At 64.3% G+C, this 25283-nt stretch carries 25 protein-coding genes; 6 read left to right on the top strand and 19 right to left on the bottom strand.

What is annotated here, in order from left to right; all coding sequences use genetic code 11:
- Window positions 1–79: 79 nt before the first annotated feature.
- From ACGK9R_RS11930 to ACGK9R_RS11950, 5 genes are all read right to left on the bottom strand, one after another.
- Window positions 80–523 carry a universal stress protein gene (locus ACGK9R_RS11930; RefSeq protein ID WP_394581528.1) on the bottom strand — a complete coding sequence of 148 codons (444 nt, stop codon included), beginning with the start codon at window positions 521–523 and terminating at the stop codon, window positions 80–82.
- 45 nt (window positions 524–568) lie between these two features.
- Entirely contained in the window at window positions 569–1852 is a 1284-nt protein-coding gene (locus ACGK9R_RS11935) for a TRAP transporter large permease (RefSeq protein WP_394581530.1), read from the bottom strand.
- Between the two features lie 29 nt (window positions 1853–1881).
- Window positions 1882–2460 carry a TRAP transporter small permease gene (locus tag ACGK9R_RS11940; RefSeq protein ID WP_394581532.1) on the bottom strand — a complete coding sequence of 193 codons (579 nt, stop codon included), beginning with the start codon at window positions 2458–2460 and terminating at the stop codon, window positions 1882–1884.
- A gap of 209 nt (window positions 2461–2669) precedes the next feature.
- Window positions 2670–3737, bottom strand: coding sequence for a TRAP transporter substrate-binding protein DctP (gene dctP / locus ACGK9R_RS11945; protein WP_394581533.1), 1068 nt, complete (start codon window positions 3735–3737; stop codon window positions 2670–2672).
- A 180-nt stretch (window positions 3738–3917) separates the two neighbouring features.
- On the bottom strand, window positions 3918–4490 hold the full coding sequence (locus ACGK9R_RS11950) for a TIGR02444 family protein (protein WP_394581534.1): 573 nt from the start codon (window positions 4488–4490) through the stop codon (window positions 3918–3920).
- Window positions 4491–4515: 25 nt separating this feature from the next.
- Between ACGK9R_RS11950 and ACGK9R_RS11955 the strand changes: the two genes are divergently transcribed.
- Window positions 4516–6456, top strand: coding sequence for an ABC-F family ATP-binding cassette domain-containing protein (locus ACGK9R_RS11955; protein WP_394581536.1), 1941 nt, complete (start codon window positions 4516–4518; stop codon window positions 6454–6456).
- Here the strand turns inward: ACGK9R_RS11955 and dtd are convergent.
- From dtd to ACGK9R_RS11985, 6 genes are all read right to left on the bottom strand, one after another.
- On the bottom strand, window positions 6453–6893 hold the full coding sequence (gene dtd, locus ACGK9R_RS11960; RefSeq protein WP_394581538.1) for a D-aminoacyl-tRNA deacylase: 441 nt from the start codon (window positions 6891–6893) through the stop codon (window positions 6453–6455). The two genes, ACGK9R_RS11955 and dtd, sit on opposite strands and share 4 nt — an antisense overlap.
- 4 nt (window positions 6894–6897) lie before the next feature.
- Complete coding sequence (thiD, locus tag ACGK9R_RS11965; protein WP_394581540.1) at window positions 6898–7719, bottom strand: bifunctional hydroxymethylpyrimidine kinase/phosphomethylpyrimidine kinase; 822 nt, start codon at window positions 7717–7719, stop codon at window positions 6898–6900.
- A gap of 9 nt (window positions 7720–7728) precedes the next feature.
- Complete coding sequence (locus ACGK9R_RS11970) at window positions 7729–9132, bottom strand: TRAP transporter large permease subunit (RefSeq protein ID WP_394581637.1); 1404 nt, start codon at window positions 9130–9132, stop codon at window positions 7729–7731.
- An 8-nt stretch (window positions 9133–9140) separates the two neighbouring features.
- Complete coding sequence (locus tag ACGK9R_RS11975; protein ID WP_394581541.1) at window positions 9141–9689, bottom strand: TRAP transporter small permease subunit; 549 nt, start codon at window positions 9687–9689, stop codon at window positions 9141–9143.
- A gap of 161 nt (window positions 9690–9850) precedes the next feature.
- Entirely contained in the window at window positions 9851–10681 is an 831-nt protein-coding gene (locus ACGK9R_RS11980) for an endonuclease/exonuclease/phosphatase family protein (protein ID WP_394581542.1), read from the bottom strand.
- A 2-nt stretch (window positions 10682–10683) separates the two neighbouring features.
- Complete coding sequence (locus ACGK9R_RS11985; RefSeq protein ID WP_394581544.1) at window positions 10684–11322, bottom strand: thiol:disulfide interchange protein DsbA/DsbL; 639 nt, start codon at window positions 11320–11322, stop codon at window positions 10684–10686.
- A gap of 227 nt (window positions 11323–11549) precedes the next feature.
- Here ACGK9R_RS11985 and yihA point away from each other — a divergent pair, with 227 nt between their 5' ends.
- The gene (gene yihA / locus ACGK9R_RS11990) at window positions 11550–12212 is read left to right on the top strand and encodes a ribosome biogenesis GTP-binding protein YihA/YsxC (RefSeq protein ID WP_394581546.1); all 663 of its coding nucleotides are present in this window, start codon (window positions 11550–11552) and stop codon (window positions 12210–12212) included.
- Between the two features lie 8 nt (window positions 12213–12220).
- On the opposite strand, the gene ACGK9R_RS11995 is transcribed toward yihA, so the two are convergent.
- The 8 genes from ACGK9R_RS11995 to ACGK9R_RS12030 all read right to left on the bottom strand — a co-directional run bounded on the left by ACGK9R_RS11995 (window position 12221) and on the right by ACGK9R_RS12030 (window position 20375).
- Window positions 12221–12964: an HAD family hydrolase gene (locus tag ACGK9R_RS11995; RefSeq protein ID WP_394581547.1), complete on the bottom strand. Its 744-nt coding sequence runs from the start codon at window positions 12962–12964 to the stop codon at window positions 12221–12223.
- A complete protein-coding gene (locus tag ACGK9R_RS12000; RefSeq protein WP_394581549.1) occupies window positions 12961–13863 on the bottom strand; it encodes a tyrosine recombinase XerC in 903 nt (300 codons plus the stop codon). Before ACGK9R_RS12000 ends, ACGK9R_RS11995 begins: the two co-directional genes overlap by 4 nt.
- The gene (locus tag ACGK9R_RS12005; RefSeq protein WP_394581550.1) at window positions 13856–14566 is read right to left on the bottom strand and encodes a DUF484 family protein; all 711 of its coding nucleotides are present in this window, start codon (window positions 14564–14566) and stop codon (window positions 13856–13858) included. The genes ACGK9R_RS12000 and ACGK9R_RS12005 overlap by 8 nt, the downstream gene beginning before the upstream one ends.
- A 16-nt stretch (window positions 14567–14582) precedes the next feature.
- Window positions 14583–15416, bottom strand: coding sequence for a diaminopimelate epimerase (gene dapF / locus ACGK9R_RS12010; protein WP_394581552.1), 834 nt, complete (start codon window positions 15414–15416; stop codon window positions 14583–14585).
- Entirely contained in the window at window positions 15416–16687 is a 1272-nt protein-coding gene (gene lysA / locus ACGK9R_RS12015; RefSeq protein WP_394581554.1) for a diaminopimelate decarboxylase, read from the bottom strand. Before lysA ends, dapF begins: the two co-directional genes overlap by 1 nt.
- The gene (locus ACGK9R_RS12020; RefSeq protein ID WP_394581556.1) at window positions 16687–16800 is read right to left on the bottom strand and encodes a lipoprotein; all 114 of its coding nucleotides are present in this window, start codon (window positions 16798–16800) and stop codon (window positions 16687–16689) included. Before ACGK9R_RS12020 ends, lysA begins: the two co-directional genes overlap by 1 nt.
- On the bottom strand, window positions 16797–18200 hold the full coding sequence (argH, locus tag ACGK9R_RS12025; protein ID WP_394581557.1) for an argininosuccinate lyase: 1404 nt from the start codon (window positions 18198–18200) through the stop codon (window positions 16797–16799). Before argH ends, ACGK9R_RS12020 begins: the two co-directional genes overlap by 4 nt.
- A gap of 99 nt (window positions 18201–18299) precedes the next feature.
- Window positions 18300–20375, bottom strand: coding sequence for a putative bifunctional diguanylate cyclase/phosphodiesterase (locus ACGK9R_RS12030; protein WP_394581559.1), 2076 nt, complete (start codon window positions 20373–20375; stop codon window positions 18300–18302).
- A gap of 157 nt (window positions 20376–20532) precedes the next feature.
- Here ACGK9R_RS12030 and hemC point away from each other — a divergent pair, with 157 nt between their 5' ends.
- From hemC to ACGK9R_RS12050, 4 genes are read left to right on the top strand one after another with little or no spacing between them, the layout of a single operon-like run.
- Window positions 20533–21477 carry a hydroxymethylbilane synthase gene (gene hemC / locus ACGK9R_RS12035; protein WP_394581561.1) on the top strand — a complete coding sequence of 315 codons (945 nt, stop codon included), beginning with the start codon at window positions 20533–20535 and terminating at the stop codon, window positions 21475–21477.
- Window positions 21478–21490: 13 nt separating this feature from the next.
- Entirely contained in the window at window positions 21491–22273 is a 783-nt protein-coding gene (locus ACGK9R_RS12040) for a uroporphyrinogen-III synthase (RefSeq protein ID WP_394581563.1), read from the top strand.
- Window positions 22274–22286: 13 nt separating this feature from the next.
- Window positions 22287–23696: a uroporphyrinogen-III C-methyltransferase gene (locus tag ACGK9R_RS12045; RefSeq protein WP_394581565.1), complete on the top strand. Its 1410-nt coding sequence runs from the start codon at window positions 22287–22289 to the stop codon at window positions 23694–23696.
- A complete protein-coding gene (locus ACGK9R_RS12050) occupies window positions 23693–24952 on the top strand; it encodes a heme biosynthesis HemY N-terminal domain-containing protein (protein ID WP_394581566.1) in 1260 nt (419 codons plus the stop codon). Before ACGK9R_RS12045 ends, ACGK9R_RS12050 begins: the two co-directional genes overlap by 4 nt.
- The last annotated feature ends 331 nt before the right edge of the window (window positions 24953–25283 follow it).

The raw sequence follows: 25283 nt of genomic DNA on the forward strand, positions 1-25283 counted from the left end.
TTGATCGGCACTCAATCAGTACTCAGACTTTCAAGACCCTACGTACGCTTTGGACCCGCTATTGCGTCAAAGGTTTAGATTACACCACCAGGGTCGGGCAGTGCGATGCCCCCGCCACCCGCTGGGATACGCTGCCCAGCAAAAGGTTCTTGTCGCCGTTGGTGCCCTGAGCACCAATCACGGTCAAGTCGCACTCGCGCTTTCGCGCGAAACGCACGATGGTGCGTGACGGCCGCCCGCCCTTGACGAAGGCGCGCACCCGGCTTTCATCCGCGCCCAGCTCTACCGCGTGGGTCTTGGCGTATAGCGCGATCTCGGTAGCGTACTCCTTGAGCGCGTCGTCGGGAATGTCGAGCCGGCTCGGGCGCACCATCGAAAGCGACGCCTCGAGCAAGCTGTGGTGCTTGAACACGCACAAAAGGTAAAGCTCCGAGCCGGTGAGAAGATGAAGGCTCACCGCCTTTTCCAGCGCCTTCATCGCCCCTTTGGAGCCGTCCACCGGGATCAGAATACGGTGAAACATGCGTTATTCTCCTTGAATCGGGCCGGGGCTCCCCGGCCCGCTTGGCTAGCGAAAGGCGACGTCGCGTAGAAACAGCGCGATCTGCGGGAACATGATCAAAAGCGCCGCGGCCAGCACCAGAATGAGGATGAACGGCGGCGTGCCCTTGATCACGTCCCAATAAGGGCGCTTGAAGATTGCGATAGCGGTAAAAATATCGCAGCCGAAGGGTGGCGTCGCCGAGCCGATAGCGACCTGCAGCGTGATCAGAATCCCGACCAATACCGGATCGAGGCCGGTAGCGGCGATCGCCGGGGCAAAGATCGGCGTGAGCACCAGAATCACCACGATCGGGTCGACGAACATGCAGGCGATGAAAAACGACACGCAGATCGCGATCAGCACCCCGGTCGGACCGGCTTCGTTGACGCCCACCGCCTCGAGAATTGCCTGGGGGATCTGGGCGAAGGAGATGATCCAGGAGAAGCCGTTGCCCACCCCGACCAGAATGAAGACTACCGCGGTAATCAGGCCGGTGGACTTGGCGATGGCGTAGATATCGCTCATCTTCAGCGAGCGAAACACCACGAACTCGAGAAGGATCGCGTAGAGCACGCAGGCCGCCGCCGCTTCGGTGGGGCTGAACACCCCGCCGTAGATACCGCCGACGATGATGACCGGAAAACCCAGCGGCCAGAGTGCGTCCTTGACCGCAATGGCGCGGGTTTTCCAGCTCGCGCGCGCCTCGGTGGGCACGTCCTTGACGATCGCGTAAACGATGCAGTACGCCGAGAACATGAACAGAATCAAAAGCCCCGGCCCGATACCGGCGATGAACAGCTCACCGATCGAGGTGCCGGAGATCACCCCGTAGATGATCATGCCGATACTCGGCGGAATCAGAAAGGCGATGTCGCTGGCGTTGATGATCAGCGCCAGGGTGAAGGAGTCGGAATAGCCCGCCTTGAGCATCTTCGGGCGCAGCGGTGAGCCCACCGCCACCACCGTGGCCTGGGTGGAGCCCGACACCGCGCCGAACAGCGTGCACGACGCGGCGGTGCTCACCGCGAGCCCGCCCTTGATATGGCCAATGAACGACATGACCATGTCGATCAGCCGGTTGGCCGACTGGCCCCGGGTCATGATATCGGCGGCGAGAATGAACATGGGTACGGCGATCAATGAGGCCGGACGAATCCCCGCCAGCATCTGCTGAATCAGCGTATCCATCTGGCCGAAGCCGTTGAACATCATGTAAAAGCCGATCACCGCAGCGGTGATCAGCGGCACCATCATGGGAAAGCCCAGCAACAGCAGGGCGATCATGGTCACTACCATTATCGTCGTCATAGTGTTCCCCTAAACCTGCGTTGTTCTGGTTAAACTTCCGTTTCGGTATCCTTGTAGCCGTCGACCACGCCAGTGGAGAGGTAGACGTCATGACTCGTCATGTTCTTGATCGCGGTCAGAAGATATTGAATGCCGGTGATCAGAAAGCCTATTGGCACCCAGACGTAGATCATCCAGACCGGTAGGCTCATTGCCGGCAGCACCCGGCCCTTGCTGTAAAGATCGAGGATATAGATCATCGAGTAGTAGAGCAGAAAGAACATCACCAGCGAGGTGAACAGCGAAATGACGATCATCAGCGCGCGGCGCCCGCCCACCGGCAGCGCGTCGTAGATCGCCGACATACGAATGTGACGTCCGTGGCGCGCAGCGTAGCCGATACCGGCGAAGGTGATCATGATGATGAGTATGCGGTTGAGCTCGCCCGAGAACATGATGCTGTTGCCGAACACGAAGCGAGCGATGACGTTGATGACCGTGTTCAACGCCATTAGCAAAACCCCTAACGCCAGAATGACGGCCTCGATTTTGCTAATTGCGGTGTCGATCACCCCCAGTACGCCGGGTAACCCCGAGTGATAGTTGGCTTCGGCTTCCTCGTCGGTCATGGGTGCTTCTCCTTGAATCGGGTAAACGTGGTGGTAAGAATCGTCGATCGATGGCAGGCACGCTGTCCACGCGGCGAACCGGCCTCTGGCACTAACCTCTAGCACTAACCTCTAGCACTAACCTCTAGCACTAACCTCCAACACTAAAAAGGGCAGCCGTAGCTGCCCTCTCTTCAACGCGCGGGTGTCGTTGCAGAACGACCGGCGCTTTACGATTCGCTATTGGAGGACGACTCCCCTTCGACGGCTTCGAGATCGGCCTTGAACTGCTCGAGCAGCTCGGCACCGCGCTCGCCGGTCATCTCGAGGAATGCCTGCTCGACCTGGGGGGCGCGCTCGCGGAAGGCTTCGATCTGCTCGTCGTTCAGGCGCGTGACCGTGACTTCGTCAGATGCTTCCTGAATTTTCGCCAGCGCATCTTCGGCCAGGCCCTGAATGTGCTCCATGGTGTGCTCGTAGGCGGCTTCGGTCGCGTCCTGAACCAGCTGTTGGTCCTCTTCGGAAAGACCGTCGTAGAAATCCTGGTTGGCCATCATGGCGGTGGTGAACCAGCCGTGACCGGTAAAGGTCAGGTGCGGCGATACCTCATAAAGACCACCGGACTCGATCCAGAAAATCGGGTTTTCCTGACCATCGAGAATGCCGGTCTGCAGACCGCCGTACACCTCACCCCAGGGCAGCGGTGTCGGCGTGGCGCCAAACGCGCTGTAGGTCTCGGAGAGCAGCGGGTTGGTCATGGTGCGGATTTTCTTGTTGTTCATGTCCTCCGGCGAGCTGATCGGCTCGTCGGTGGTGATCACCATTTCGCCTTCCGGGTACATCTGCAGAAGCTCGAGGCCCTGCTCGGCGTAAAGCTCCGGGAACATCTCGTTGATCGCGTCGCTTTCGTCGAAGAACGTCAGCACGGTTTCTTCATCGGTAGGCAGCAGATACGGGATGAAGAAGATTTGCGCTTCGGGAATCAGCGCACCGGTAAAGCCGGGCGACTGGTTGACGAACTGGAGGATTCCGTTTTGCGTCTGCTCCATGATGTCGTCGGACTCGCCGAGCTCGCCAAAGCGGTAGACCTGAACGGTGTGGTCGGAATTCTCTTCGATGTAGTTCTTGAATTCCTGGGCGAAGACGTCCTGGACGTCGCCTTCGTACTCTTCGTGGGCGTAACGCCAGTTATCCGCTTGGGCGGCGGCGCTCAAGCCGAACATCAGCGCGCCGACGCTCGCCGTGGTCAGCAGTTTGGACGTTACCGAACGCGTTGATAAAGCCTTGTTAGCCTTCATGCAGTGTTCCCCTTCGATTGGTAAGCGCGTCAAACGTGATGCGCAAAGAACCCATTTTCAGATAACGGCCGGCGCAGAGGTTGATGCCTTACCCGCCATGTTTGAAAGCGGGTATGGCTTGAAAGCGAGCACCTTAAGCCCCCATCACCACGCGTTATTCAAAAATAGCTTAATTTGAGGCTAGCGCGCCGGGGTCGAAGAATCAAGGCGGCTCGCGATCAGCTGCCAGGCGCTTTCAACGCTTTCGCTCTGCTCCGCAATCAAGAGGGAGTGGCCGCTAAAATTCGGCAAACACAGCCGATTTCGCAGCCAAAGTGCGACATCCTGCGGCGTAACCGACAGCGTTTCGAGCACTGTTTCACCTTTTCTACCACCCAAGGCAAACACCTGCCAGGCGGCCAGGTTTTCACGCTCGGCGGCAAGTTCCGCGCACTTGATCGTCTCACGCAGCTTGTGAACCGACTCGCTGGCGCGCGCCTGCTCCTTGAGGTCGCGGCGCAGCGCGCGAAGCGTTTGCGTCACGCCCTGCTGCCAGCGGTTTCGCGCCTCACGCTCTTTTTCGAGCGCCGCCGGCTGCGCCATTAAACGGTGGCGATAGAGCCAAACGTGAAACAAAAGCTCGCAGACGTCGACGCCGGCCTCGTCCTGCAGCGTCAGGCACGCCGCGGCCGCTTCGTCATCGGCGTAGAACGCACAGGCGAAATCCCAAAGCGGTGTCTGCTCCAGGCGCCTCGATCGGTTAGAATCGCTCATTACCAAGCCTCATCCGGGAGAAAGCATGATCGCACTGCGCCAGGTGGCCCTGCAACGGGGCACGCAAACGCTGTTAAACAGGGCCGACCTGACCCTTCACGGCGGCGTCAAGGCGGGCATCATCGGCGCCAACGGTGCCGGCAAGTCGAGCCTTTTCAAGCTGATTCTGGGCGAGCTGGGCCCGGACCAGGGCGACATCGAGATGAGCGGCGGTCAGCGCGTGGCGCACATGGCCCAGGAGGTCGAGGCGCTGGATCGCCCGATCATCGAGTACGTGCAGGATGGCGACGTTGCCCTGCGCCAGGCTCAGAGAGATCTTGCTGCCGCCCGGGAAAGTGGCGAGGCACACCGCGAAGCGGAGCTTCACGGGCTGATCGAAACCCTCGATGGCTACACCGCCGAGGCCCGCGCTGCCCAGCTGCTTGTCGGCCTTGGCTTTTTGCAGGCGAATCTGACCCAGCCGCTTTCGAGCTTCTCCGGCGGCTGGCGCATGCGGGTCAACCTGGCGCGCACGCTGTTCATGCCCTCTGACCTGCTGCTGCTCGACGAGCCGACCAACCACCTGGACCTCGACGCGCTTTTATGGCTTGAGAACTGGCTGGCGCGCTACCCGGGCACGCTGCTTTTGATCTCCCACGATCGCGACTTTCTCGACGCGGTGTGCGATCACATCGTTCACATGCACCATCAGGATGTGGAGCTCTACCGCGGCAACTACTCGCGCTTCGAGCGCACCCGCGCCGAAAAGCTCGCCCTCCAGCAGGCCGAGGCCGCCAAGCAGCAGGCGCGTCGCGAGGAGATAGAGCGCTTCGTCGCCCGCTTCAAGGCCAAGGCGACCAAGGCGCGCCAGGCCCAGAGCCGGGTGAAGATGCTCGAGCGCATGGAAGAGATCGCCGTGGCCCACGTCGACTCGCCCTTTCACTTCACCCTGCCCGCCGCCGACAAGACCTCGCACCCGCTTTTGGTGCTCGATCAGGCCAAACTCGGCTACTCGGGCGAGAAGGGCGAAAAGGTCCAGCTCGACGGTGTCAACCTGACGCTGCTGCCGGGCAGCCGCATCGGCCTGCTCGGCCCCAACGGCGCCGGCAAGTCGACGCTGATCAAATCACTGACCGGCGAGCTCGAGCTTTTGGGCGGTAAACGGGTGGCCGGCGAGCATCTGGCCATCGGCTACTTCGCCCAGCACCAGCTTGAAGGGCTCGACGTTTCCGCGAGCCCTTTCGTGCACGTGCAGCGCCTCTCCCCTACCGCCAGCGACCAGGAGATTCGCAACTTTCTTGGCGGCTTCGGCTTCAAGGGCGACGACGCCTTCGCCACGGTCGCCCACTTCTCCGGCGGTGAAAAGGCGCGCCTGGCGCTTGCGCTGGTGGCCTGGCAAAAGCCGAACCTTCTGCTGCTCGACGAGCCCACCAACCACCTGGACCTGGAGATGCGCGAAGCGCTGACCCAGGCGCTGTCGGCCTTCGAGGGCACGGTGATTCTGGTCTCACACGACCGCCACCTGCTGCGCGCCACGGTGGATGAGTTCTGGCGCGTGGCGGATCACCGGGTCGAGCCCTTCGACGGCGACCTGGACGACTACCGCGCCTGGCTGAAGGCGCGCCTGGAGGAGAGCCGGCGCGAGGAGCGCAGCGAGAAAAACGAGCGCCAGAGCCAGGGCTCGCCAGATCGCAAGGCCTCGCGCAAGGCCGCCGCGGCGCTGCGAGAAAAGCTGCGCCCGCAAAAGAAGGCGCGCGACCAGGCTGAAAAAACGATGGAAACCGCCCAGACGGCGCTGGAAAAGCTGGAAGAGCGCTTGGCCGATGCCGAACTCTATACCGACCCGGCGCGCAAGGCGGAGCTGACCGAGGCACTGGCCGAGCAGGCGCGCGCGAAGGAGCGCCTGGAGAGCGCCGAGCAGCAGTGGCTCGCCGCCGAAGAGGCGCTGGAGGCCATGGAGGCCGAAATCCTCGAAGGTGAGCGCTAGCGGCTTTCGAGCATGAAGGTGACCGGCCCGTCGTTGGTGAGCCGAACCTGCATGTCGGCACCGAAGCGGCCAGTTTCGATCCTGGGCCAGGCCGCTTTTGCCTGGCCAACCAGATAGTCGAACAGCCGCTCGCCCTCTGCGGGCGCGGCGGCGCTGGAGAAGCCCGGGCGCAGCCCCTTGCGGGTATCCGCCGCCAGGGTGAACTGGGACACCAGCAGCAGCCCGCCATCGACCTGCTGAAGATTGTGGTTCATTTTGCCCTCGGCGTCGCTGAATACCCGGTAGTGAAGGAGTTTGTGCAGAAGCTTCTGCGCGTCCGTTTCGCTATCGCCGCGCTCGACGCCGATCAGCGCCAGAAGCCCGTGCTCGATGGCACCGATGCTCTCCCCTTCGACCCGCACCTCGGCGTGAGTGACGCGCTGAATCAAGGCCTTCATGGCACTACCACCAGCGATGAAAGTGGTGCACCGGCCCGCGCCCCTGGCCCACCTCGAGACGCTCGCTGGCCGCCAGCGCCTCGTGTAGCCAGCGCTTGGCCTCACGGATCGCCTCGACCGGGGCGTGCTCGGCAGCACCTGGCGGCAGCCTGGCCAGACACGCCGCCACCGCCGAGGAGAGCGCGCAGCCGGTGCCGTGCAGGTTGTCCGTATTGATGCGCGAGGCGGGGAGCCAGGCGTGCTCGAAGGGCGTAACCAGCAGATCCGGGCAGGTTTCGCCGGTCAAATGCCCGCCCTTGAGCACCGCGTAGGGCGCGCCGAGCGCCGCGAGCCCCGGCAGCATCGCCTCCATTTCGCCTGGCGTTTGCGGTGCGGCGGTGTCGAGCAGCACCGCGGCCTCGGGCAGGTTCGGGGTGATGACGTGGGCCAGCGGTACCAGCACGTCGCGCACCGCGCGAATGCCTTCGTCGTCGACCAGAATGTCGCCGCTCTTGGCGACCATTACCGGGTCGAGCACGATCCAGCGCGGTCGATACGCGCTCAGCACGTCGGCAATCACCTCGGCGACCTCGCGGCTCGCCACCATGCCGATCTTCACCGCGTCGATCTCGACGTCTTCCAGAAGGTTTTCGAGCTGCGCGCGAATCATCTCCGGGGAGACCGGCTCCACCCGGGCAACGCCGCAGGTGTTCTGGGCGATCACCGCGGTGATTACGTTGGTGGCGTAGACGCCGAGCGCCGAAAACGTCTTCAGGTCGCCCTGAAGCCCAGCGCCGCCGGAAGGGTCGGAGCCGGCGATGGTCAGAACCCTGGGGATATCAGCCATGATCACCTCTTACATCAAGGAGGGAAGCCAGGTGGCGATGCCCGGAAACAGCGACAGCGCCAGCAGCATACCAAGCTGCAGCAGAATGAACGGAATCACGCCCTTGTAGATCGCCGAGGTGGGCACGCTTGGCGGCGTCACGCCGCGCAGGTAGAACAGCGCAAAGCCGAACGGCGGGGTCAGAAACGAGGTTTGCAGATTCACCGCAATCATGATGCCGAGCCAGATCGGATCGACCCCCATGGCCAGCAGCACCGGCCCGACGATTGGCACCACCACGAAGGTGATCTCGATGAAATCGAGAATGAAGCCGAGTAGAAAGATCACCAGCATGACGATGATCGTCGCGCCGACCACCCCGCCGGGCATCGACTCGAACAGCGCCGTGACCAGTTCCTCGCCTCCGTAGGCGCGAAACACCAGCGAAAACAGCGCCGCGCCGATCAGAATCAGAAACACCATGCTGGTGACCTGGGCGGTGGAGTAGAGCGTCTCCTTGAGCATGGTGAAGCTCAGCCGCCGGTTGGCCGCCGCCAGCACCAGCGCGCCGAAGGCGCCCACGGCGGAGGCCTCGGTGGGCGTTGCGAAGCCGCCGAGAATCGAGCCCAGCACCGCCACGATCAGAAGCACCGGCGGCACCAGCCCCTTGAGCAGCAGCGGCCAGATCGAGCCTTTATGGTTAAGCTCCGCCTTGAGCTCCTCACGGTCTACCGCCGGCGCCGAGGCGGGCCTCCACCACGCCAGCACCAGTAGATAAACGATGTAGGCGACGACCAGGATCAGCCCGGGCACCAGCGCGCCGATGAACAGATCGCCGATCGAAAGCGTCTTCGGGCTCCATACGCCCATCGATAGCTGCGCCTGCTGATAGGCGTTGGAAAGTACGTCGCCCAGCAGCACCAGCGCGATCGACGGCGGAATAATCTGACCCAGCGTCCCCGTGGCGCAGATGGTGCCGGTGGCAAGCGCCGGTGAGTAGCCGCGCTTCAACATGGTCGGCAGCGATAGAAGTCCCATGGTGACCACGGTGGCCCCCACGATGCCGGTAGAGGCTGCCAGCAGCATGCCAACGATGATCACCGAAAGCCCCAGACCACCGCGCAGCGAGCCAAAGGCCATCGCCATGGCGTCGAGCAGCGTCTCGGCGACGCGGGATTTCTCCAGCAGCACGCCCATCAACACGAACAGCGGCACCGCCAGAAGCGTCGAGTTGGTCATGATGCCGTAGAGGCGGTTGGGCATCGCCCCCATCATGTGCGGCTCGAAGGGTACGTCGACGCCCAGAGAGGTGAGCGCGTAGCCGATACCGGCGAAGGCGAGCGCCGTGCCGGCCAGCGACAGCGCCACCGGGTAGCCCAGCATCAGCACGCCGCACACGGCGGCGAAAAGCACCAGCGGCATGAAGTCCAGTATGACGGCCACTAGACGACCTCCTCGTGCTCATGGGTAGGGTTGGACAGCCGCCCGCGGATGATCAGCGCCTGGCGTATCAGCTGGGCGACGGCCTGAAGCAGCAACAGCGCCACCATCACCAGAATCAGCGTTTTCAGCAGGTAGACCGCCGGAATGCCGCCGTTGGGCGAACGCTCCAGGATGTGCCAGCTCGACAGCACGTAGTGAAAGCTGCCGATGGCGATGAACAGCGATACCGGTATCAGCAGAAACAGCGTACCGAGCAGGTCGATCCAGGCCCGTGCCCGACTCGAGAGCTTGCGGTAGAAGATGTCCACCCGCACATGGCCGTCGTGCTTGAGCGTCCAGGCCGCGCCGAGCATGAACACGGCGGCGTGCATGTACATCACCGATTCCTGCATGACGATACTGTTGGTGCCGACCAGATAGCGCATCACCACGATGGCGAACTGCAACAGCATCATGATGATGATGAGCCAGGCGATCGCTCGTCCGACGCCTTCGGTCAGCCCATCGAGCCAGCGCAGAAGCCGCGGCTCACGAGAGTTTGCGCGCATGGGGGTGCCCTGCCTTCAAGAAACGACCCGAAATGATCGCCGATTCCACGGCCTACGTCATCCCCCAGGGGCCGAACACCGGCCATTCAGGCGTTTTTACCGCGTTTTTATCGGCCAATGGCCGCGAATCGGACGCTATAGCGCTCGCAAGCCGATGATGATCAGCCGCCGCAAGTCTCTTTCAGCGCGGCAAGGCAGGCGGAAGGCAGCGGCAGATCGACCGCCACCGGCAGGTGATCCGAGAACAGGTGATCGAGCACGTTGACCTCGGCGGCCTCGAGCGTCTGCGAAAGCAGAATATGATCGAGCGCCCGGCGTGGCTGCCAGGAGGGATAGCTCAGAAGCGGCTTGACCGGATGCAGCGGCAGCGAAGCGCTGAAACGCTCGTGGGCGTGAAGCTGGTCCGGCGTGCAGTTGAGATCGCCCATCACCACCACGTGGCGAAGCGGCGCGATGATGTCGCTCAGGTAGTCGAGCTGGCGCACGCGCCCCCGGTGACTTAGCGCCAGGTGCGCGACGAAGATATGCAGCGCATCGGGGCCGTTGCCAAAACGCACGTGAATCGCCCCGCGCCCGCGGGTACCGGGCAGGCGGTGCTCCTCGATGCGACTCGGCGTGAGCTTCGAGAGCACGCCGTTGCTGTGCTGGGCGATGCGCCCGAGATTGCGGTTGAGCTGCTGAAAGTGGTGGGGAAACCCGGCCTGGGCGGCCAGGTACTCCACCTGATTGATGCGGCTGGAGCGAAAGCTGCCGCCATCGACCTCCTGCAAGCCCACCACGTCGAACTTGCCGAGCACGCCCCCCATGACGTCCAGGCGTTTCACCCGGCGCGGATGGGGCAGCAGGTGCTGCCAGCTGCGGGTCAGATAGTGGTGGTACGCCGAGGTTTGAATACCCACCTGCAGGTTGAAGGTCAGAAGCCTCAGCGTACCGCTTTCCCAGAGCGAGCTCGGCGCCTGGCGCGGCGCATCACCGGTCGAAAAGCTCGACACGATTACTCGGCGCGCTCGCTGCGTACCTGTTCGATCAGCGCCTCGGCAACGACCGGCATGTTCTCGAGGCCTCCAGCGGTGCTGGGGGTGATCACGTAGCGGCCATCGACCACTAGCGCCGGCACGCCCATCAGGCGCATTTCACGCATACGGCTATGGGCGCGGTTGGTTTCGCTGCGTACCGGGAAGGCGTTGAGCGCCTTTTTGGCCTCGTCTTCACTGACGCCGTAGTTGGCGAAGAAAGCGGCGATGTCGTCCTCGTCGGTCAGCGTCTGGCCATCCTGGTGGATCGCATCGAAGAAGTCCCTGTGCAGCTCCCCTTCGATTCCCAGCGACTCGGCGGCGTAGAAGGCGGTGGCGTGGGTATTCCAGTTGCCGCCCATGGTGGCGGGCATCTTGACGATCTCGACGTCGTCATCGAGGGTTGGATACCACTGCTCAACGGTGTCCTGCAGGGCATAGCAGTGCGGGCAACCGAACCAGAACACTTCGGTGACTTCGATATGATCGTCGTCGGCAACGGTGGCGACCGGGTTTTCCAGCAGGGTGTAATCCTGACCTTCCACCACCTCCTGGGCGCTGGCAGTGGCAGTGGCAGAAAGAGCAAGACCGGCCAACGCCGCCGCGAATACTTTAAACATTATGAAATCTCTCCAAAGTGGACCGAGGCTATGACTATCAAAGCGGTTAACCGGTTCCCGGGCAAGCGGTTTATTGCGATGTTACACTAGCGCCTTTTGGGCAAGCCTACCCGGCTGATCAAGTGTAACGAATCCCGCCTGTGGCTTGAAGGCCGCCACCGTCGCGCTCCGCCATCGACTGCATCAGGGTAGCCTTGGTATGTGACACCCGTATTCAGGACCTTTTCATGTCGACTCAAGATCGCGAAAGCGCGCCTCTCAGCCCACGCCTCAGCCAACGTCTCAATTACGCCACCGCCCGCTTCATGATCAGCGCGCCCAAACTGGCGCTCTGCCCCGACGACACCGGCGCGGAAGTCGCTTTCGCCGGGCGCTCCAACGCGGGTAAATCCAGCGCCATCAACGCGCTGACCCAGCAAAAGGCGCTGGCGCGCACCTCGCGCACCCCCGGGCGCACCCAGTTGATCAACTTCTTCAGCCTGATGAACGACCCGGCCAGGCGCATGGTGGACCTGCCCGGCTACGGCTACGCCAAGGTGCCGGAAGCGGTCAAGCTCGAGTGGCAGCGCCACCTTTCCGAGTACCTGATGGATCGCTTGAGCCTGAAGGGCGTGGTACTGTTGATGGACGTGCGCCACCCGCTCACCGAGTTCGACTTGACGCTTCTGGACGTAGCCGATCAGCGCGGTCTGCCGGTGCACATCCTGCTGACCAAGGCGGACAAGCTCAAACGCGGCCCGGCGAGCGCGGCGCTGCAGAAAGTGCGCTCGCGGCTCGTCGAGTGGGAAGACCTGGTCACGGTGCAGCTCTTTTCTTCGCTCAAGCGCGACGGCGTAACGACGCTGTGCCAGACCCTGGACCGCTGGCTAGACGCCCCCGAGCCCGCCTGACCCGCTGCTTACCGACCCAGCCGCTCGATGAGCGCCGGTAGCCGGCGAATGTGATCGATGCGGTATACCCGCTCCGGCAGCGCTCGATCGCCCTCAGGAGCGATCCATACTGCGTGCATGCCAAGGGCACTGGCCGGCAGTACGTCCTCCTCCCAGGAATCCCCCACGTGCATGGCGTTCTCCGGCGCCACCTCGAGGCGTTCGAGCACGTGCAGGAAGGCGTGGGGGTCGGGCTTGGGGGTGAACAGCTCGCCGGCGGCCACGGCGACGGAAAAGTAGGCCGCCAGGGGCTGGCGCTTCAAGTGAATATTGCCGTTGGTGATCGCGGCCAGCCGGTAGCGCTGGCCGAGCGCCTCGAGAATCTCGGGGGCTTCCGCGTGCGGGGTGACCTGCACGCGCAGCCGGTGAAACTCGTTCATCGCCGCCCCCGCCCAGAGAATCGCCGCACTGCGGCCAAGCCCCGCCGCCTCGAGCTGCGCTTCCAGCGCGCGCAGGCGCAGCCAGGTAAAGTCGCCGCGCCGCTCGGGCGTGGCCCTGGCGAGCGCCTGGCGGCGCTCGAGATAATCGGCCAGCCCGCCGTCCAGCGAAAGCGTTAGCGCGCTTTCTCCGCGCGTTCGGCGCCAGTCGTCGAGCGCTGCCAGAAGCCACTGGTAGTGGCCCTGCTCGGTAGCGAGCATCACGCCCTGGTTGTCCCAGAGGGTATCGTCGAGATCGAAGGTGATCGCTTTCAGCTCGGCTCTTGTTTCGGTCATGGCTCGCTCCGGGGGCGGCGTTTGGCGCGGGGGTGGGCAGCGTCGTAGCTTTGCGAAAGATGCTGCCAGTCGAGCCGGGTGTAAATCTGCGTGGTGGAGAGATTGGCGTGGCCGAGAAGCTCCTGCACCGCGCGCAGATCCTGACTCGACTCCAGCAGATGGCTGGCGAAGGAGTGGCGAAGCCGGTGCGGGTGCAGGTGCTCCGGCAAGCCGCGCTCGACGGCAAGCACGGCGAGGCGCTTCTGGATCGCGCGGTGGCCAAGGCGCCGACCCCGGATCCCGACGAACAGCGCCGGCTCCGCCTCGGTAGCAAGCCCCGCGCGGCAGGCGTGCCAGCGCCCGAGCGCCGCCCGCGCCCGCGCTCCGACCGGTACCTGGCGGGGCTTGCCGCCCTTGCCCAGCACCCGCACGTGGCCGGCGCTCAGGTGATCAAGGTCGAGGGCGGCCAGCTCCGCCAGGCGCAGGCCGCTGGAGTAGAAAAGCTCCAGCATCGCCTGGTCGCGCAGCGAAAGCGGCGAGTCGTCGTGCGGGGTATCGAGAAAGCGCGCCAGGCTATCGACGTCGAGCGGGCGTGGCAGGTGGCTCGGCTGTTTGGGCGTGCGCACCAGCCGCACCGGGTTGTCGGCGAGCACGCCCTGACCTGCCAGCGCATCGGCGAAGCGCGAAAGCGCGGCGCGCCGCCGGGCCAGGCTTTTCGGCGCCAGGCCACGGCTACGCTCGGCGCCGAGAAAGGCGCGGGCAAGCGGTGCGTCCAGCCGCTCGGCGTCCTCCACCCCGCGGCCTTCGGCAAAGCGGGCGAAGGCGGCCAAGTCCTGGCGGTAGCCGGCCACGGTGGCGGGGCTTGCGCGCTCGGCGAGCTTCGCCAGATACGCCTCGATCGCCGCCGTTAGGCTAGCCACGGTGGCCCAGGCGCAGCAACAGCCTGGCGACAATATCGCCCAGGTACTCGGTGAACAGCGTATCCATACTCGCGCGGTAGCACTCGGCGTCCGGGCTCGCCAGCACCAGGTAGCCCATCGGCTCACCCGCCGACAGCCGCGAAATCGCACACGACCCCGCTTTGCGCGGCGCCTTGGCGTGGGGCACCAGGCGCTTCCAGTCGCTGACGCTGAGTTTAGCGCAGCGGCTGGTGCGGCCGTCCAGCAGCGCGGTCAAGCGCGTCGTGGCGTGCTGATCGAGCACGTGGCGCGGCGGCTGGGGTGGGGTGGGCTCCTCGTCGCTGACACTCGAGGGGCACCAGAGCGCCATCGCCGGGGTGTCGAAACGTTCGCTGAGCTGGGTCGCCAGCGCCTGGGCCAGGGCGTCGCGGTCCTCGGCCTCGATCAGCGCAAGCAGCGTCTCGCGCAGGCGCCGGTACTGGGCCTCGTTGTGTCGCGCGGTTTCCAGCAGATGATCGAGGCGGCCTTCGGCGCTCTGCGCACGGTGGCGCAGATCGAGCACCAGCCGCTCGAGCAGTGACACGGCGCCGTCGATGTTCGGGTGGGGCACCTTGAGCTGCTGTAACAGCCCTTCGCGACCAACGAAAAAGTCCGGATGACGAGCGAGCCAGAACGCTACCTGATCCGGGTCGAGCGTCTTGCGGGGCTCCGGGGCTTGCGACATCACCGTTCTCCCTGGTTTAGTTGAGCGTCACGCGGCCATCGAACACGCGCGTGGCCGGCCCGACCATGATGAGCGATTCCTGCTCGCCGGGCCATTCGATGGTCAACCGCCCGCCGGGCAGGTGCACCGTCACCGGGCTCTGCAAAAGCCCCTGGCGAATGCCGCTGGCCACCGCCGCGCAGGCGCCGGTGCCGCAGGCGAGCGTTTCGCCGCTGCCGCGCTCGTAAACGCGCAGGCGAATCTCGCTTTTGGAGTCCACCTGCATGAAACCGACGTTGACCCGGCGGGGAAAGCGCGGGTGCGCCTCGAGCAGCGGGCCCACCCGCTCGACCGGCGCACGCTCGACGCTCTCCACGGTCAGCACCGCGTGGGGGTTGCCCATCGACACCGCGCCGATCGAAAGCGACTCGCCCTCGACCTCGATGGTGTGCAGCAGCGCATCCGCCGGGGCGTCAAAAGGCAGCGCGGCCGGCTCGAAGCGCGGCTTGCCCATGTCGACCCGCACCTGGCCGTCGTTTTGCACCTGCAGCGTGAGCGGCCCGCCGGCGGTTTCCACGCGGATCTCATCCTTGTGGGTCAGGCGCTGCTCGCGCACGAAGCGGGCAAAGCAGCGCGCGCCGTTGCCGCAGTTCTCCACTTCGCTGCCGTCGGCGTTGAAGATACGGTAGCGAAAGTCCATGTCCGGGTCGCGGGGCGGCTCGACCACCAGAAGCTGATCAAAGCCGATGCCGAAGCGCCGATCGGCAAGCTGCGCCACCACCTCGTCGGTCAGGCGGGCGCGCTGGGTGACCAGGTCGACCACCATGAAGTCGTTGCCCAGGCCATGCATCTTGGTGAAGTGCAGAAGCATCAGTTCGCCTCGTCCGGCAAAAGCGTCTCGCCGGCCCAGAGCTGCTCGAGGGTTTCCCGGGCGCGCACCACGTGTACGCGGTCGCCGTCGACCATCACTTCGGCAGGCCGCGGGCGGCTGTTGTAGTTCGACGCCATGACGAAACCGTAAGCCCCGGCGGAGCGCACCGCGAGCAAGTCGCTTGCGGCGATGGCGAGCTCGCGCTCCTTGCCGAGAAAATCGCCGGTTTCGCACACCGGGCCGACCACGTCATACACGGCACTTTCGCGCGCCTCGCGGGTATCGACCCGGACGATCGCCTGCCAGGCCTGATAGAGCGCCGGGCGAATCAGATCGTTCATCGCCGCATCGACGATGGCGAAGTTCTTCGTCTCGCCGGGCTTCAAGAACTCGACCCGAGTGAGCATCACCCCGGCGTTGGCGGCAATCGAGCGGCCGGGCTCGAACAAGAGCGTCAGCTTCTCGCCACCTTCCCAGCGGGAAAGGCGCGCGAGCAGCTGGCTTGCGTAGTCGAAGGGCTGGGGCGGAGTCTCGTCGCGGTAGGGCACGCCGAGGCCGCCGCCAAGATCCAAATGCTCGATCTCGATGCCGCGCTCGCGAAGCCGCTCCATCAGCACCAGAAGCCGCTCGAGGGCGTCGAGAAACGGCGCGGTTTCGGTGAGCTGCGAGCCGATGTGGCAATCGAGTCCCTTGATCGCCAGGTTCGGCAGATCAAAAGCGAGCGCGTAGGCCTCGAAGGCGTCATCCACGGCGATGCCGAACTTGTTGTCCTTGAGCCCGGTGGAGATATACGGGTGGGTACCCGCATCGACGTCCGGATTGACGCGAAGCGACACCGGCGCCACCACGCCAAGCTCTTCGGCCACCGCGTTCAGACGCTCGAGCTCCGGCGTGGACTCGACGTTGAAGCACTTGATGCCGACCTCCAGCGCACGAACCATCTCGTCGCGCCGCTTGGCCACACCGGAGAAGACCACTTTCTTCGGGTCGCCGCCGGCCTTGAGTACGCGCTCGAGTTCACCCACGGAGACGATGTCGAAGCCCGCGCCGAGGCTTGCCAGAAGCCCCAGCACCGCAAGATTCGAGTTGGCCTTCACCGCGTAGCAGATCAGGTGTGGGTGGCCACCGAGCGCCTCGGTGTAGGCGCGAAAGTGGCGCGTTAACGTGGCCTTCGAGTAGACGTAGCAGGGCGTGCCAATGTCGTCGGCGATGCGCGTGAGCGGCACGTCCTCGGCGAACAGCACGCCGTCACGGTAGTTGAAGTGATCCATCAGGACTCCTCGGCGGCGGTCGGGGCGTTATCGTCCGGTAGATAAAGCGGGCCCTTCTGGCCGCAGCCGGCCAGCAAAAGTACCGCCAGCGCGATCAGGGCGAGCGCCTTCATTTCGCCTCCCGGTGCGCCTTGAGCGCCTCGAGCGCCCGGCTCGCCGCGGCGCGCACCTGATCCGGCGCGGTGCCGCCGATGTGATTGCGCGCGGCCACCGAGCCTTCGAGCGTCAATACCTCGAAGACGTCCGCCTCGATGGTGTCGGAGAACTGCTTGAGCTCCTCAAGGGTCATCTCGGAGAGATCCTTCTTCTCCTTCAGGCCGAAGGCTACCGACTGGCCGACGATCTCGTGGGCGTCGCGGAAGGCCACGCCCTTACGCACCAGATAATCCGCCAGATCCGTCGCCGTGGAGAAGCCGCGCCGAGCGGCCTCAAGCATACTCTCTTTTTTCGGCTCGATGGCGGGCACCATGTCGGCGAAGGCCTTGAGACAATCCAGCACCGTATCGACGGCGTCGAACAAGGGCTCCTTGTCCTCCTGATTGTCCTTGTTGTAGGCCAGCGGCTGGGACTTCATCAGCGTGAGCAGACTCATCAGGTGGCCGTAAACGCGGCCAGTCTTGCCGCGAACCAGCTCCGGCACGTCCGGGTTCTTCTTCTGCGGCATGATCGAGGAGCCGGTGCAGAAGCGATCCGGCAGGTCGATGAAGTCGAACTGGGCGCTGGTCCAGAGCACCAGCTCCTCGCTCATGCGCGACAGGTGCATCAAGAGAATGCTGGCGAAGCTGGTGAATTCGATGGCGAAGTCGCGATCCGACACCGCGTCGAGCGAGTTTTCCGCCGGGCGATCGAAGCCCAGAAGCTCCGCGGTGACGTGGCGATCGATCGGATAGGTGGTGCCGGCCAGCGCCGCCGCCCCCAGCGGCATCACGTTGACCCGCTTGCGGGTGTCGAGCAGGCGCTCGTGGTCGCGGGCGAGCATCTCCTGCCAGGCCAATAAATGGTGGCCGAAGGTGACCGGCTGGGCGGTCTGCAGGTGAGTGAAGCCGGGCATGATGGTGTCCGCTTCGCGCTCAGCCAAACCAATCATGCCTTCGCGCAGCCGCGAAAGCTCTGAGTCGATCGAGTCGATGGCGTCGCGCATGAAAAGGCGGATATCGGTCGCAACCTGGTCGTTGCGCGAGCGCCCGGTGTGCAGCTTCTTGCCGGTGATGCCGATCTTCTGGGTCAGCCGCGCCTCGATGTTCATATGCACGTCTTCAAGCGGCACCGACCACTCGAACTCGCCGCGCTCAATCTCGCCCCGGATCTCGGTCAGGCCGTCGATGATGGCGTCGCGCTCCTCGTCGCTGAGCACGCCGACGCGGGCCAGCATCGTGGCGTGAGCGATCGAGCCCTGAATGTCCTGGCCGGCCAAGCGCTGGTCGAAGGTCACGGAGGCAGTGAAGCGGGCGACGAAGGCGTCGGTAGGCTCGCTGAAGCGGCCACCCCAGGATTGGTTCGTTGCTTGGCTCATCAAGAGTACCTGCTGACAAAAACTAGTGAAGTCGTTGTCGCAGAGTGTATCAGAGTCGACCCGGTTCGCGGCACGCGGTTTTACGCCGAACCCGCCGCCTCAAGGGCGCTCGAGCCCGGCCTTGGCAAGTGCCCGAGGCCAGTCGAAGCGCCTCATGTAATCGAGAAGCGCCCCAAAGGCGACGGGGCGGGAGAAGTAGTAGCCCTGCAGCTGGGTCGGCGGCTGCTCGAACAAGTAGCGCAACTGCTCGTCGGTTTCGACCCCTTCGACGAGCACCTCGAGCCCGAGCCGAGCGGCCATGGTGATCACCCCTTCCACGATCGCGGCGTCGTTCTCGTCGTGGGTCACGTCGCGAATGAACGAGCGGTCGATCTTGAGCTTGTTGATCGGCAGGCGCTTCAAGTAGCCCAAACTCGAAAAGCCGGTGCCGAAGTCGTCGAGCGCAATGTTGACGCCGAGCGCGCGCAGCCGGGTCAGCGCGTCGATGGCGCTGTCGATGCTCTCCATCAACACGCCTTCGGTGATCTCGATCTCAAGAAGCGCTGGCGCCAGGCCGGTCTCTTCCAGTACGCGCTCGATCGAGGCGACGAAGCCCGGACGCTGAAACTGCATGGGCGAGATATTGACCGCCATCACGAGGCGCTCGCCGGCGCCGCTATTGAGGCGCACCGCGTCCTCGCAGGCGCGCTTGAGCACCCACTCGCTGATCGGAATGATCTGGCCGGTCTGCTCGGAAAGCCCGATGAACTCGATCGGCGAAATATCGCCGCGCTCCGGGTGGTGCCAGCGGATCAGCGCCTCGACGCCGACGATCCGGCCCTGGGCGCGATCGATCTGGGGCTGGTAGTGCAGTTCGAACTGCTCGCGCTCGATCGCCTTTTGCAGGGCGTGGCGCAGATCGACCCGCTCACCAACCTTACGATTGAGCTCGTCGGTATACCACTGGTAGGTGTTGCGCCCACGCCGCTTGGCCTTGTACATGGCGAGATCCGCCTGCTGCACCAGGCTGCGCGGCTGGGCCACACTGCCGTCGTCGGTGCCGACGCCGATGCTGGCGGTGACATGGAGCTCCTGGCCCTGGTACCAGTAGGGCGCGGCGATGCACTCGAGCAGGCGCTCGACGACCTGGATCACGTCCTGCTGCTGGGCAAGATCCGGCAGCAGCACGATGAACTCGTCGCCGCCGATGCGCGCCACCGTGTCCCAGGGCCGCAGCTCCTCCTCCAGGCGCCGGGCCACGCTGATCAGAATGAAATCACCCACTTCATGGCCGAGCGAATCGTTGATCGGCTTGAACTCGTCAAGATCAATGCACAGCACACCGACGTAGCGCTGGTAGCGCTGGGCCAGCAGGCAGCCCTGGGAGAGCCGCTGGTTCAAAAGCTGGCGGTTGGGCAGCCCGGTCAGCGCGTCGTGATTGGCGTTGTGCTTGAGCTGCGCCTGGTACCCGCGCTGAGCGGTAACGTCGTTCTGCACGCCGATGAAGTGAGTGACCAACCCCGTTTCGTCGCGCACCGGCGAGACGTAGAGATCGTTCCAGAATGGCGTGCCGTCGCGGCGGTAGTTGCGCAGCGTCACGTGCACGTCGCGCTGCTCGTGAATCCCGCGGCGTAATTGGTCGAGCGTGGCGGCGTCGGTCTGTTCGCCCTGAAGGATGCGGCAGTTGCGTCCAAGCGCCTCGCCGCGCGCGTAGCCGGTGATCTTCTCGAACGCGCGGTTGACGTACACCATCGGCAGATCAGGCGCCTGGGCGTCGACCAGAATGACCCCGTTGGTGCTCGACTCGACGCTGCGCTCCAGTAGCGCGAGCTGCTGCTCAGAGATCTTTCGCTGGGTAATGTCGCGGGCGATGACGTAGATCACCTCGCCGTCGGCAAAGGCGCTTACCTGGAGCCACTTCAGCTCATTGGCGCGGCCCTGGGCGCGCACTTCGAATGCCTCGATCGATTCGCCCTGGTGTATACGCGCCAGTGCACTCTCTATAATAGGATAATCCCGGGGGTCGACGATGACCCCGCACGGGCGGCCGATTAATTCGATGGCCGAACGGCCGAGGACAGTGGCGAAGGCGGGATTGACGTTGAGAAGCACGCCTTCGAAATCGATGCAACAAAGCATATCCTGCGAGAGCAGGAAGAAGTGATTGAGATCGCCTTGTAGCTCGGCCGAGGGCATGGGCACTACCTGTGCTTGATGGTTCCATGCTTGAAGGACTCATACTTGCGGGCCATAAGCCAACAGGAACCGGCTGATTTTTACTACGTAACCGCGTGCTTTATGATGAGATTTATCATAGTTCGACAGGCCGTGTCAGCGGCAAAGGGAGAATAACGTGTCATCCATCACCAAATTGCGCATCGCCACGCGCAAAAGCCAACTGGCGCTGTGGCAGGCAGAGCACGTCCGCGAGCGACTGATGGCGGCACACGAGGGCCTCGAGGTCGAGCTGGTGGCGCTCTCCACCAAGGGCGACAAGATCCTCGATACGCCGCTGTCCAAAATCGGCGGCAAAGGGCTGTTCGTCAAGGAGCTCGAGGAAGCGATGCTCGACGGCCGCGCCGACATCGCCGTGCACTCGATGAAGGACGTGCCGATGCACTTCCCCGAGGGCCTGGGGCTGTCGGTGATTCTGGAAGGCGCCGAGCCGACCGATGCGTTCGTCTCCAACCGCTTTCAAAGCGTCGATGAGCTGCCGGAAGGCGCGCGCATCGGCACCGCCAGCCTGCGCCGGGGGCTGCAGATGCGCGAAGCGCGCCCGGACCTCGAGATCCTGAATCTGCGCGGCAACGTCCAGACGCGCCTTTCCAAGCTCGACGATGGGGAGTTCGACGCCATCATTCTCGCCACCTCCGGGCTCAAGCGGCTGGGGCTCGGCGCGCGTATCGCCCAGGAACTGCCGCCGGAGATCTGCCTGCCCGCCTGCGGCCAGGGGGCGCTCGGCATCGAGTGCCGGCTGCACGACCCGGAGCTGATCAATCTGCTCGCCCCGCTCGATGACAACGACACCGCCACCCGCGTGCGCGCCGAGCGCGCCATGAACACCCGCCTGGAAGGTGGCTGCCAGGTACCGATCGCCGGGCACGCGGTGCTCGACAAGGCCAACGACACCATCTGGCTGCGGGGGCTGGTCGGCAACCCGGAAGGCACCGAAGTGCTGCGCGCCGAAGGCCGCGGCTCGATCCACGAGCCCGAAGCACTCGGCATTCGCGTGGCCGAAGACCTGCTCGACCAGGGCGCCGGCGAGATTCTCGCCGAGGTGTACGGCAATAACGTATGAGCGCGGCCACGCCATGAAAGCGCCGGTGCTGATCGCGCGCCCGGGCGAGCGCGGCGAGGCGCTGGCCCGGGCGCTGCGCGCCGAAGGCGCCTGGGTCGAGCCGCTCGACATGCTGACGCTTGAGCCGCTTGAAGAGAGCGCCTGGCTCAAGAGCGTCTGGCTCGATCTCGATCACTATCAGAAGATCGTGGTCACGAGCCCCTTCGCCGCGCGCGAGCTGGTTGACGCCATCGACCGCTACTGGCCGCAGCTTCCCGTGGGCATCGCCTTTTATGCGCTGGGTGTCGGCACCGGCGATGTACTGCACCGGGCGCTTGGCGTGCGCGTGCGCCTGCCGCCTACCGGCGCCGGGGAAGAGTCCAGCGAGGCGCTTTTGACGCTTGCCTCGCTTGCACGGCTTAACGAGCAGCGCGTGCTGCTGGTGGCTGGCGAAGGCGGGCGCATGCTTCTGGCCGAAACGCTCACCGAGCGCGGTGCAAGGCTTAATCGCGTGGCGCTCTACCGGCGCGTCTATCGACCGCCCGGTGCCGAGATGCAACGGCGTCTGGCGAGCGGCCGTTTCCATACAATGATCGTGACCAGCGGCGAACTGCTCGAATATCTGGCAAACTGGTGCCCACAGGCAGCGCTGAATCAACCCCTGATCGTTTCCAGCCGCCGTTTGGCCGAGCTTGCCGCCGCGCTGGGCTTTTGTGACCTCAAGGTGGCGTCCGGCGCCTCGCAAGCCGCGCTGGTAGCCGCGTTTAGCGCGTCCTGCGACGCCCGGGGTGCCGATGTCGATCAAAGAACTCAATAAGGGCTAACGACAGATGAGCAAACAACCATTTGATCAAAAAGGCGCCGACAAGACGCCTGACGATGCCACCTCCGAGGCGCCTGCGAGCACACCGCCCTCGGCGGACGACGCATCGAACGCGCCGCCGGCCCCGGCCGAGAACAAGCACGCCGCCGAGTACGCCGCGAAAAACAGCCGTTCGCGCCGGCGCCATAAAAACGCCGGCAGAGCGCAAAATAGCAAGCCCTCGGGTTCTTCAGAAAACGCCAACGGCACGGGTTCGAACAAGCCCGTCGCAACGAGCGATTCCTCGAAGGCCGACACGACCCCGCCGCCGAAAAAACCCGCCGCTGCCGGACCCTCTTCGTCCGGGCCGACAACGCCGCCAACTCCTCCGCGCAGCGGCGGCGGCAAGGGCGGCGCGGTGGCGATCGTACTGGTGCTGGTCCTGGCGCTGGTTCTCGGCGTGATCGCCTGGCAGCTCTGGCAACGTACCGAGGCGCAACAGGCGCGTATCGACGAGCTCGCCCAGCAGACCCAGTCGAGCGCCACCCAGCAGAGCCTCGATGAGCTCGCCTCGCGCATCGACAGCGGCGAAACCGAGCGTAACGAAACCCTCGACAACACCGTCAGTGAGCTTCGAAGCGAGCTTCAAAGCGTGCAGGCGAGCGTCGACGACACCGTCAGTGACGTCCTCGATCAGCTCTCCCAGGCCCAGGAGACCGACGAGCGCGACTGGCTCCACGCCGAAGCCGCGTACCTTCTGCGCCTGGCCAATCAGCGCCTGCAGCTCGAAGGCGACGTCGAAGGCGCCTCGGCCCTTCTGCGCACCGCCGACGCTCGTTTGGTCGACGCCGACAACCCGGCGCTGACGCCGGTACGCCGCGAGATCGCAAGCGAGCTTGCCGCGCTCGATGCCGTCCCCCGCATCGACCGTACCGGCATTTACCTGGCGCTCAACGCCCAGCAGGAGCGTATCGCCGGGCTTCGCCTGTCTCAGGAGATCGAGGAACGGGCGATCAGCGAAGGCATGGAGCAGCCGCCGAGCGGGTCGTTTGAGCGCCAGCTGGCGAAGTTTGGCGCCGAGCTGCGCGATCTGGTCGTCATTCGTCATCACGACGAGGCGCTGGAAGCGCTGATCACGCCTGAGCAGGAGTCCTACCTGCGCCAGAGCCTGCGCCTGATTCTCGAGCAGTCCCAGCTCGCCCTGCTCAGAGAAGAGCAACCGCTGTTCGAGGCGAGCCTCGACAAGGCGCTGGATCTGCTCGAGCGCTACTACGACACCGAGCGCGATGAAACCCAAAGCGTGATGGCGCGCCTGCGCGAGATTCGCCAGAACGACGTCGAGCCGGAGCTGCCCGACATCAGCGGCTCGCAGCAGGCCATGGCCGACTTCATCGACAACCGCTTTCAGGCGCGCCGCCAGGGCGGAGGTGAGCAATGAGAAAACTCCTTCTGCTGATCGTCGCCGGCCTCGCCGTCGGCGCCCTGTTCGGCCACCTGATGATGTCGGTGCCCGGCTACTGGTTGATTCGGGTTGGCGATACCTCGGTGCAGACCTCGTTCTGGTTCGGTCTGGTGCTGCTGCTCGGTGCCTTCATCCTGGTGCATTTTGCGCTGCGCCTTTTGACCGGCATCATCCGCCCGGTGGGCCGCTTTCGCACCTGGAACGCCCGAGCGCGTAACCGCCGCGCCAGCAAGCGCACGGTGCGCGGCCTGGTGGCGTTGACCGAAGGCCGCTTCAAGCGCGCCGAGCGCACCCTGGCCGGCGCCGCGGAGGACTCCAGCACGCCGATGGTCAACTACCTCTCGGCGGCGCTCGCCGCCCACTACCAGGGCCATCACGAGCGCTCCCAGGAGCACCTCAACCAGGCCCAGCTCAGCACCGACGGCGCCGATACCGCCGTGGGCCTGATGCAGGCGCAGCTGATGATCGACCGCCAGCAGCCGGAAGAGGCGCTGGCGATTCTCAACCGTCTCGATCAGAAGCTGCCCAACCACCCGCAAGTGCTGAAAATGCTCAAGCAGGTCTATCTCAGCGTCAGCGATTGGGAAGGCCTGCGCCACCTGGTCCCGCGGCTGGTGGCCAAAAAGCTGATCACCCAGCAGGAGCGCGAACAGCTCGAGTTCAAGGCCTACCGCGAGCTGATCGTGTTCGAGGCCGCCAACCCGGCCAATATCGAGCGAGTGCGCGGGCTGTGGGCGGACATGCCGGACTACCTGCGCGGCAACACCGAGCTGATCGTGCTCTACGTCGAAGCGCTGCTGCAGGCAAATGAAGAAGCGATCGCCGAGCGACTTCTGAGCCAGTCGCTGGATACCCACTGGGACGCGCGGCTGGTCAAGCGCTTCGGGCTTTTAGGCGTCGACGCCGCGCGCCAGCTAACCCGCGCGGAAAAATGGCTGCAGGAGCGTCCCAACGACCCGGAGCTGCTGCTCAGCTGCGGGCGGCTATCGCTGCGCACCGGCCAGTGGGAAAAGGCGCTGGAGTACTTCGAGGCGAGCCAGCGCCAGCGCCCGAGCGGCGAAGTGTGCGCCGAGCTTGCGCGCCTTTACGCAAGCCTTGGCGAGCACAACAAGAGCCAGCTCTACTACCGCCACAGCGTGGAGATGATGGCCCAATCGCTGCCGTCACTGCCCCAGCCAAGCGATGCCAGCGACAGCGACGGCCCCGGCAAGGCCGACAAAAAGCGCCGCTAGATCCTATCTCGGTAACACTCAAGGGTGCCCCATTCGGGCACCTTTTTTTGTAGCCACGTCGCGAGCGGAGGCCCCTTCCATGTATATCGTTCGTGCCTGAATCAACGCCCTATCCCTTTGGCTTTTCTCGCTTTTATTATTTCCCGGACCATCGCTGCAGGTGGCATAACGCTTTCAGGTCAACAAAGCGTCAATATAGATAGCGTGAAAAATATCTATAATAAACGAATGGTCTAGTCGATTTTAAGCGCTTTTTATTCAACTTTTTGAATACTACTATAGTCGCATGTTCTCGAGCAAACAGCCCTGCGAGGACCTTATAACCAATTGA

Origin of the sequence: Halomonas sp. HNIBRBA4712 (genome assembly GCF_043558675.1) — a bacterium.
Classification (GTDB): domain Bacteria; phylum Pseudomonadota; class Gammaproteobacteria; order Pseudomonadales; family Halomonadaceae; genus Vreelandella.

What these genes read in the sequence shown, in the direction of transcription:
- ACGK9R_RS12030 (WP_394581559.1), bottom strand. Translation starts at nt 20,375, where the DNA reads ATGCCCTCGGCCGAGCTACAAGGCGATCTCAATCACTTCTTCCTGCTC.
- ACGK9R_RS11940 (WP_394581532.1), bottom strand. Translation starts at nt 2,460, where the DNA reads ATGACCGACGAGGAAGCCGAAGCCAACTATCACTCGGGGTTACCCGGC.
- ACGK9R_RS12045 (WP_394581565.1), top strand. Translation starts at nt 22,287, where the DNA reads ATGAGCAAACAACCATTTGATCAAAAAGGCGCCGACAAGACGCCTGAC.
- yihA (WP_394581546.1), top strand. Translation starts at nt 11,550, where the DNA reads ATGTCGACTCAAGATCGCGAAAGCGCGCCTCTCAGCCCACGCCTCAGC.
- dapF (WP_394581552.1), bottom strand. Translation starts at nt 15,416, where the DNA reads ATGCTTCTGCACTTCACCAAGATGCATGGCCTGGGCAACGACTTCATG.
- ACGK9R_RS12020 (WP_394581556.1), bottom strand. Translation starts at nt 16,800, where the DNA reads ATGAAGGCGCTCGCCCTGATCGCGCTGGCGGTACTTTTGCTGGCCGGC.
- lysA (WP_394581554.1), bottom strand. Translation starts at nt 16,687, where the DNA reads ATGGATCACTTCAACTACCGTGACGGCGTGCTGTTCGCCGAGGACGTG.
- ACGK9R_RS11995 (WP_394581547.1), bottom strand. Translation starts at nt 12,964, where the DNA reads ATGACCGAAACAAGAGCCGAGCTGAAAGCGATCACCTTCGATCTCGAC.
- ACGK9R_RS11975 (WP_394581541.1), bottom strand. Translation starts at nt 9,689, where the DNA reads ATGCGCGCAAACTCTCGTGAGCCGCGGCTTCTGCGCTGGCTCGATGGG.
- thiD (WP_394581540.1), bottom strand. Translation starts at nt 7,719, where the DNA reads ATGGCTGATATCCCCAGGGTTCTGACCATCGCCGGCTCCGACCCTTCC.
- ACGK9R_RS12005 (WP_394581550.1), bottom strand. Translation starts at nt 14,566, where the DNA reads ATGTCGCAAGCCCCGGAGCCCCGCAAGACGCTCGACCCGGATCAGGTA.
- ACGK9R_RS11950 (WP_394581534.1), bottom strand. Translation starts at nt 4,490, where the DNA reads ATGAGCGATTCTAACCGATCGAGGCGCCTGGAGCAGACACCGCTTTGG.
- ACGK9R_RS11985 (WP_394581544.1), bottom strand. Translation starts at nt 11,322, where the DNA reads ATGTTTAAAGTATTCGCGGCGGCGTTGGCCGGTCTTGCTCTTTCTGCC.
- ACGK9R_RS12040 (WP_394581563.1), top strand. Translation starts at nt 21,491, where the DNA reads ATGAAAGCGCCGGTGCTGATCGCGCGCCCGGGCGAGCGCGGCGAGGCG.
- argH (WP_394581557.1), bottom strand. Translation starts at nt 18,200, where the DNA reads ATGAGCCAAGCAACGAACCAATCCTGGGGTGGCCGCTTCAGCGAGCCT.
- ACGK9R_RS11935 (WP_394581530.1), bottom strand. Translation starts at nt 1,852, where the DNA reads ATGACGACGATAATGGTAGTGACCATGATCGCCCTGCTGTTGCTGGGC.
- ACGK9R_RS11955 (WP_394581536.1), top strand. Translation starts at nt 4,516, where the DNA reads ATGATCGCACTGCGCCAGGTGGCCCTGCAACGGGGCACGCAAACGCTG.
- ACGK9R_RS12050 (WP_394581566.1), top strand. Translation starts at nt 23,693, where the DNA reads ATGAGAAAACTCCTTCTGCTGATCGTCGCCGGCCTCGCCGTCGGCGCC.
- dctP (WP_394581533.1), bottom strand. Translation starts at nt 3,737, where the DNA reads ATGAAGGCTAACAAGGCTTTATCAACGCGTTCGGTAACGTCCAAACTG.
- dtd (WP_394581538.1), bottom strand. Translation starts at nt 6,893, where the DNA reads ATGAAGGCCTTGATTCAGCGCGTCACTCACGCCGAGGTGCGGGTCGAA.
- ACGK9R_RS11930 (WP_394581528.1), bottom strand. Translation starts at nt 523, where the DNA reads ATGTTTCACCGTATTCTGATCCCGGTGGACGGCTCCAAAGGGGCGATG.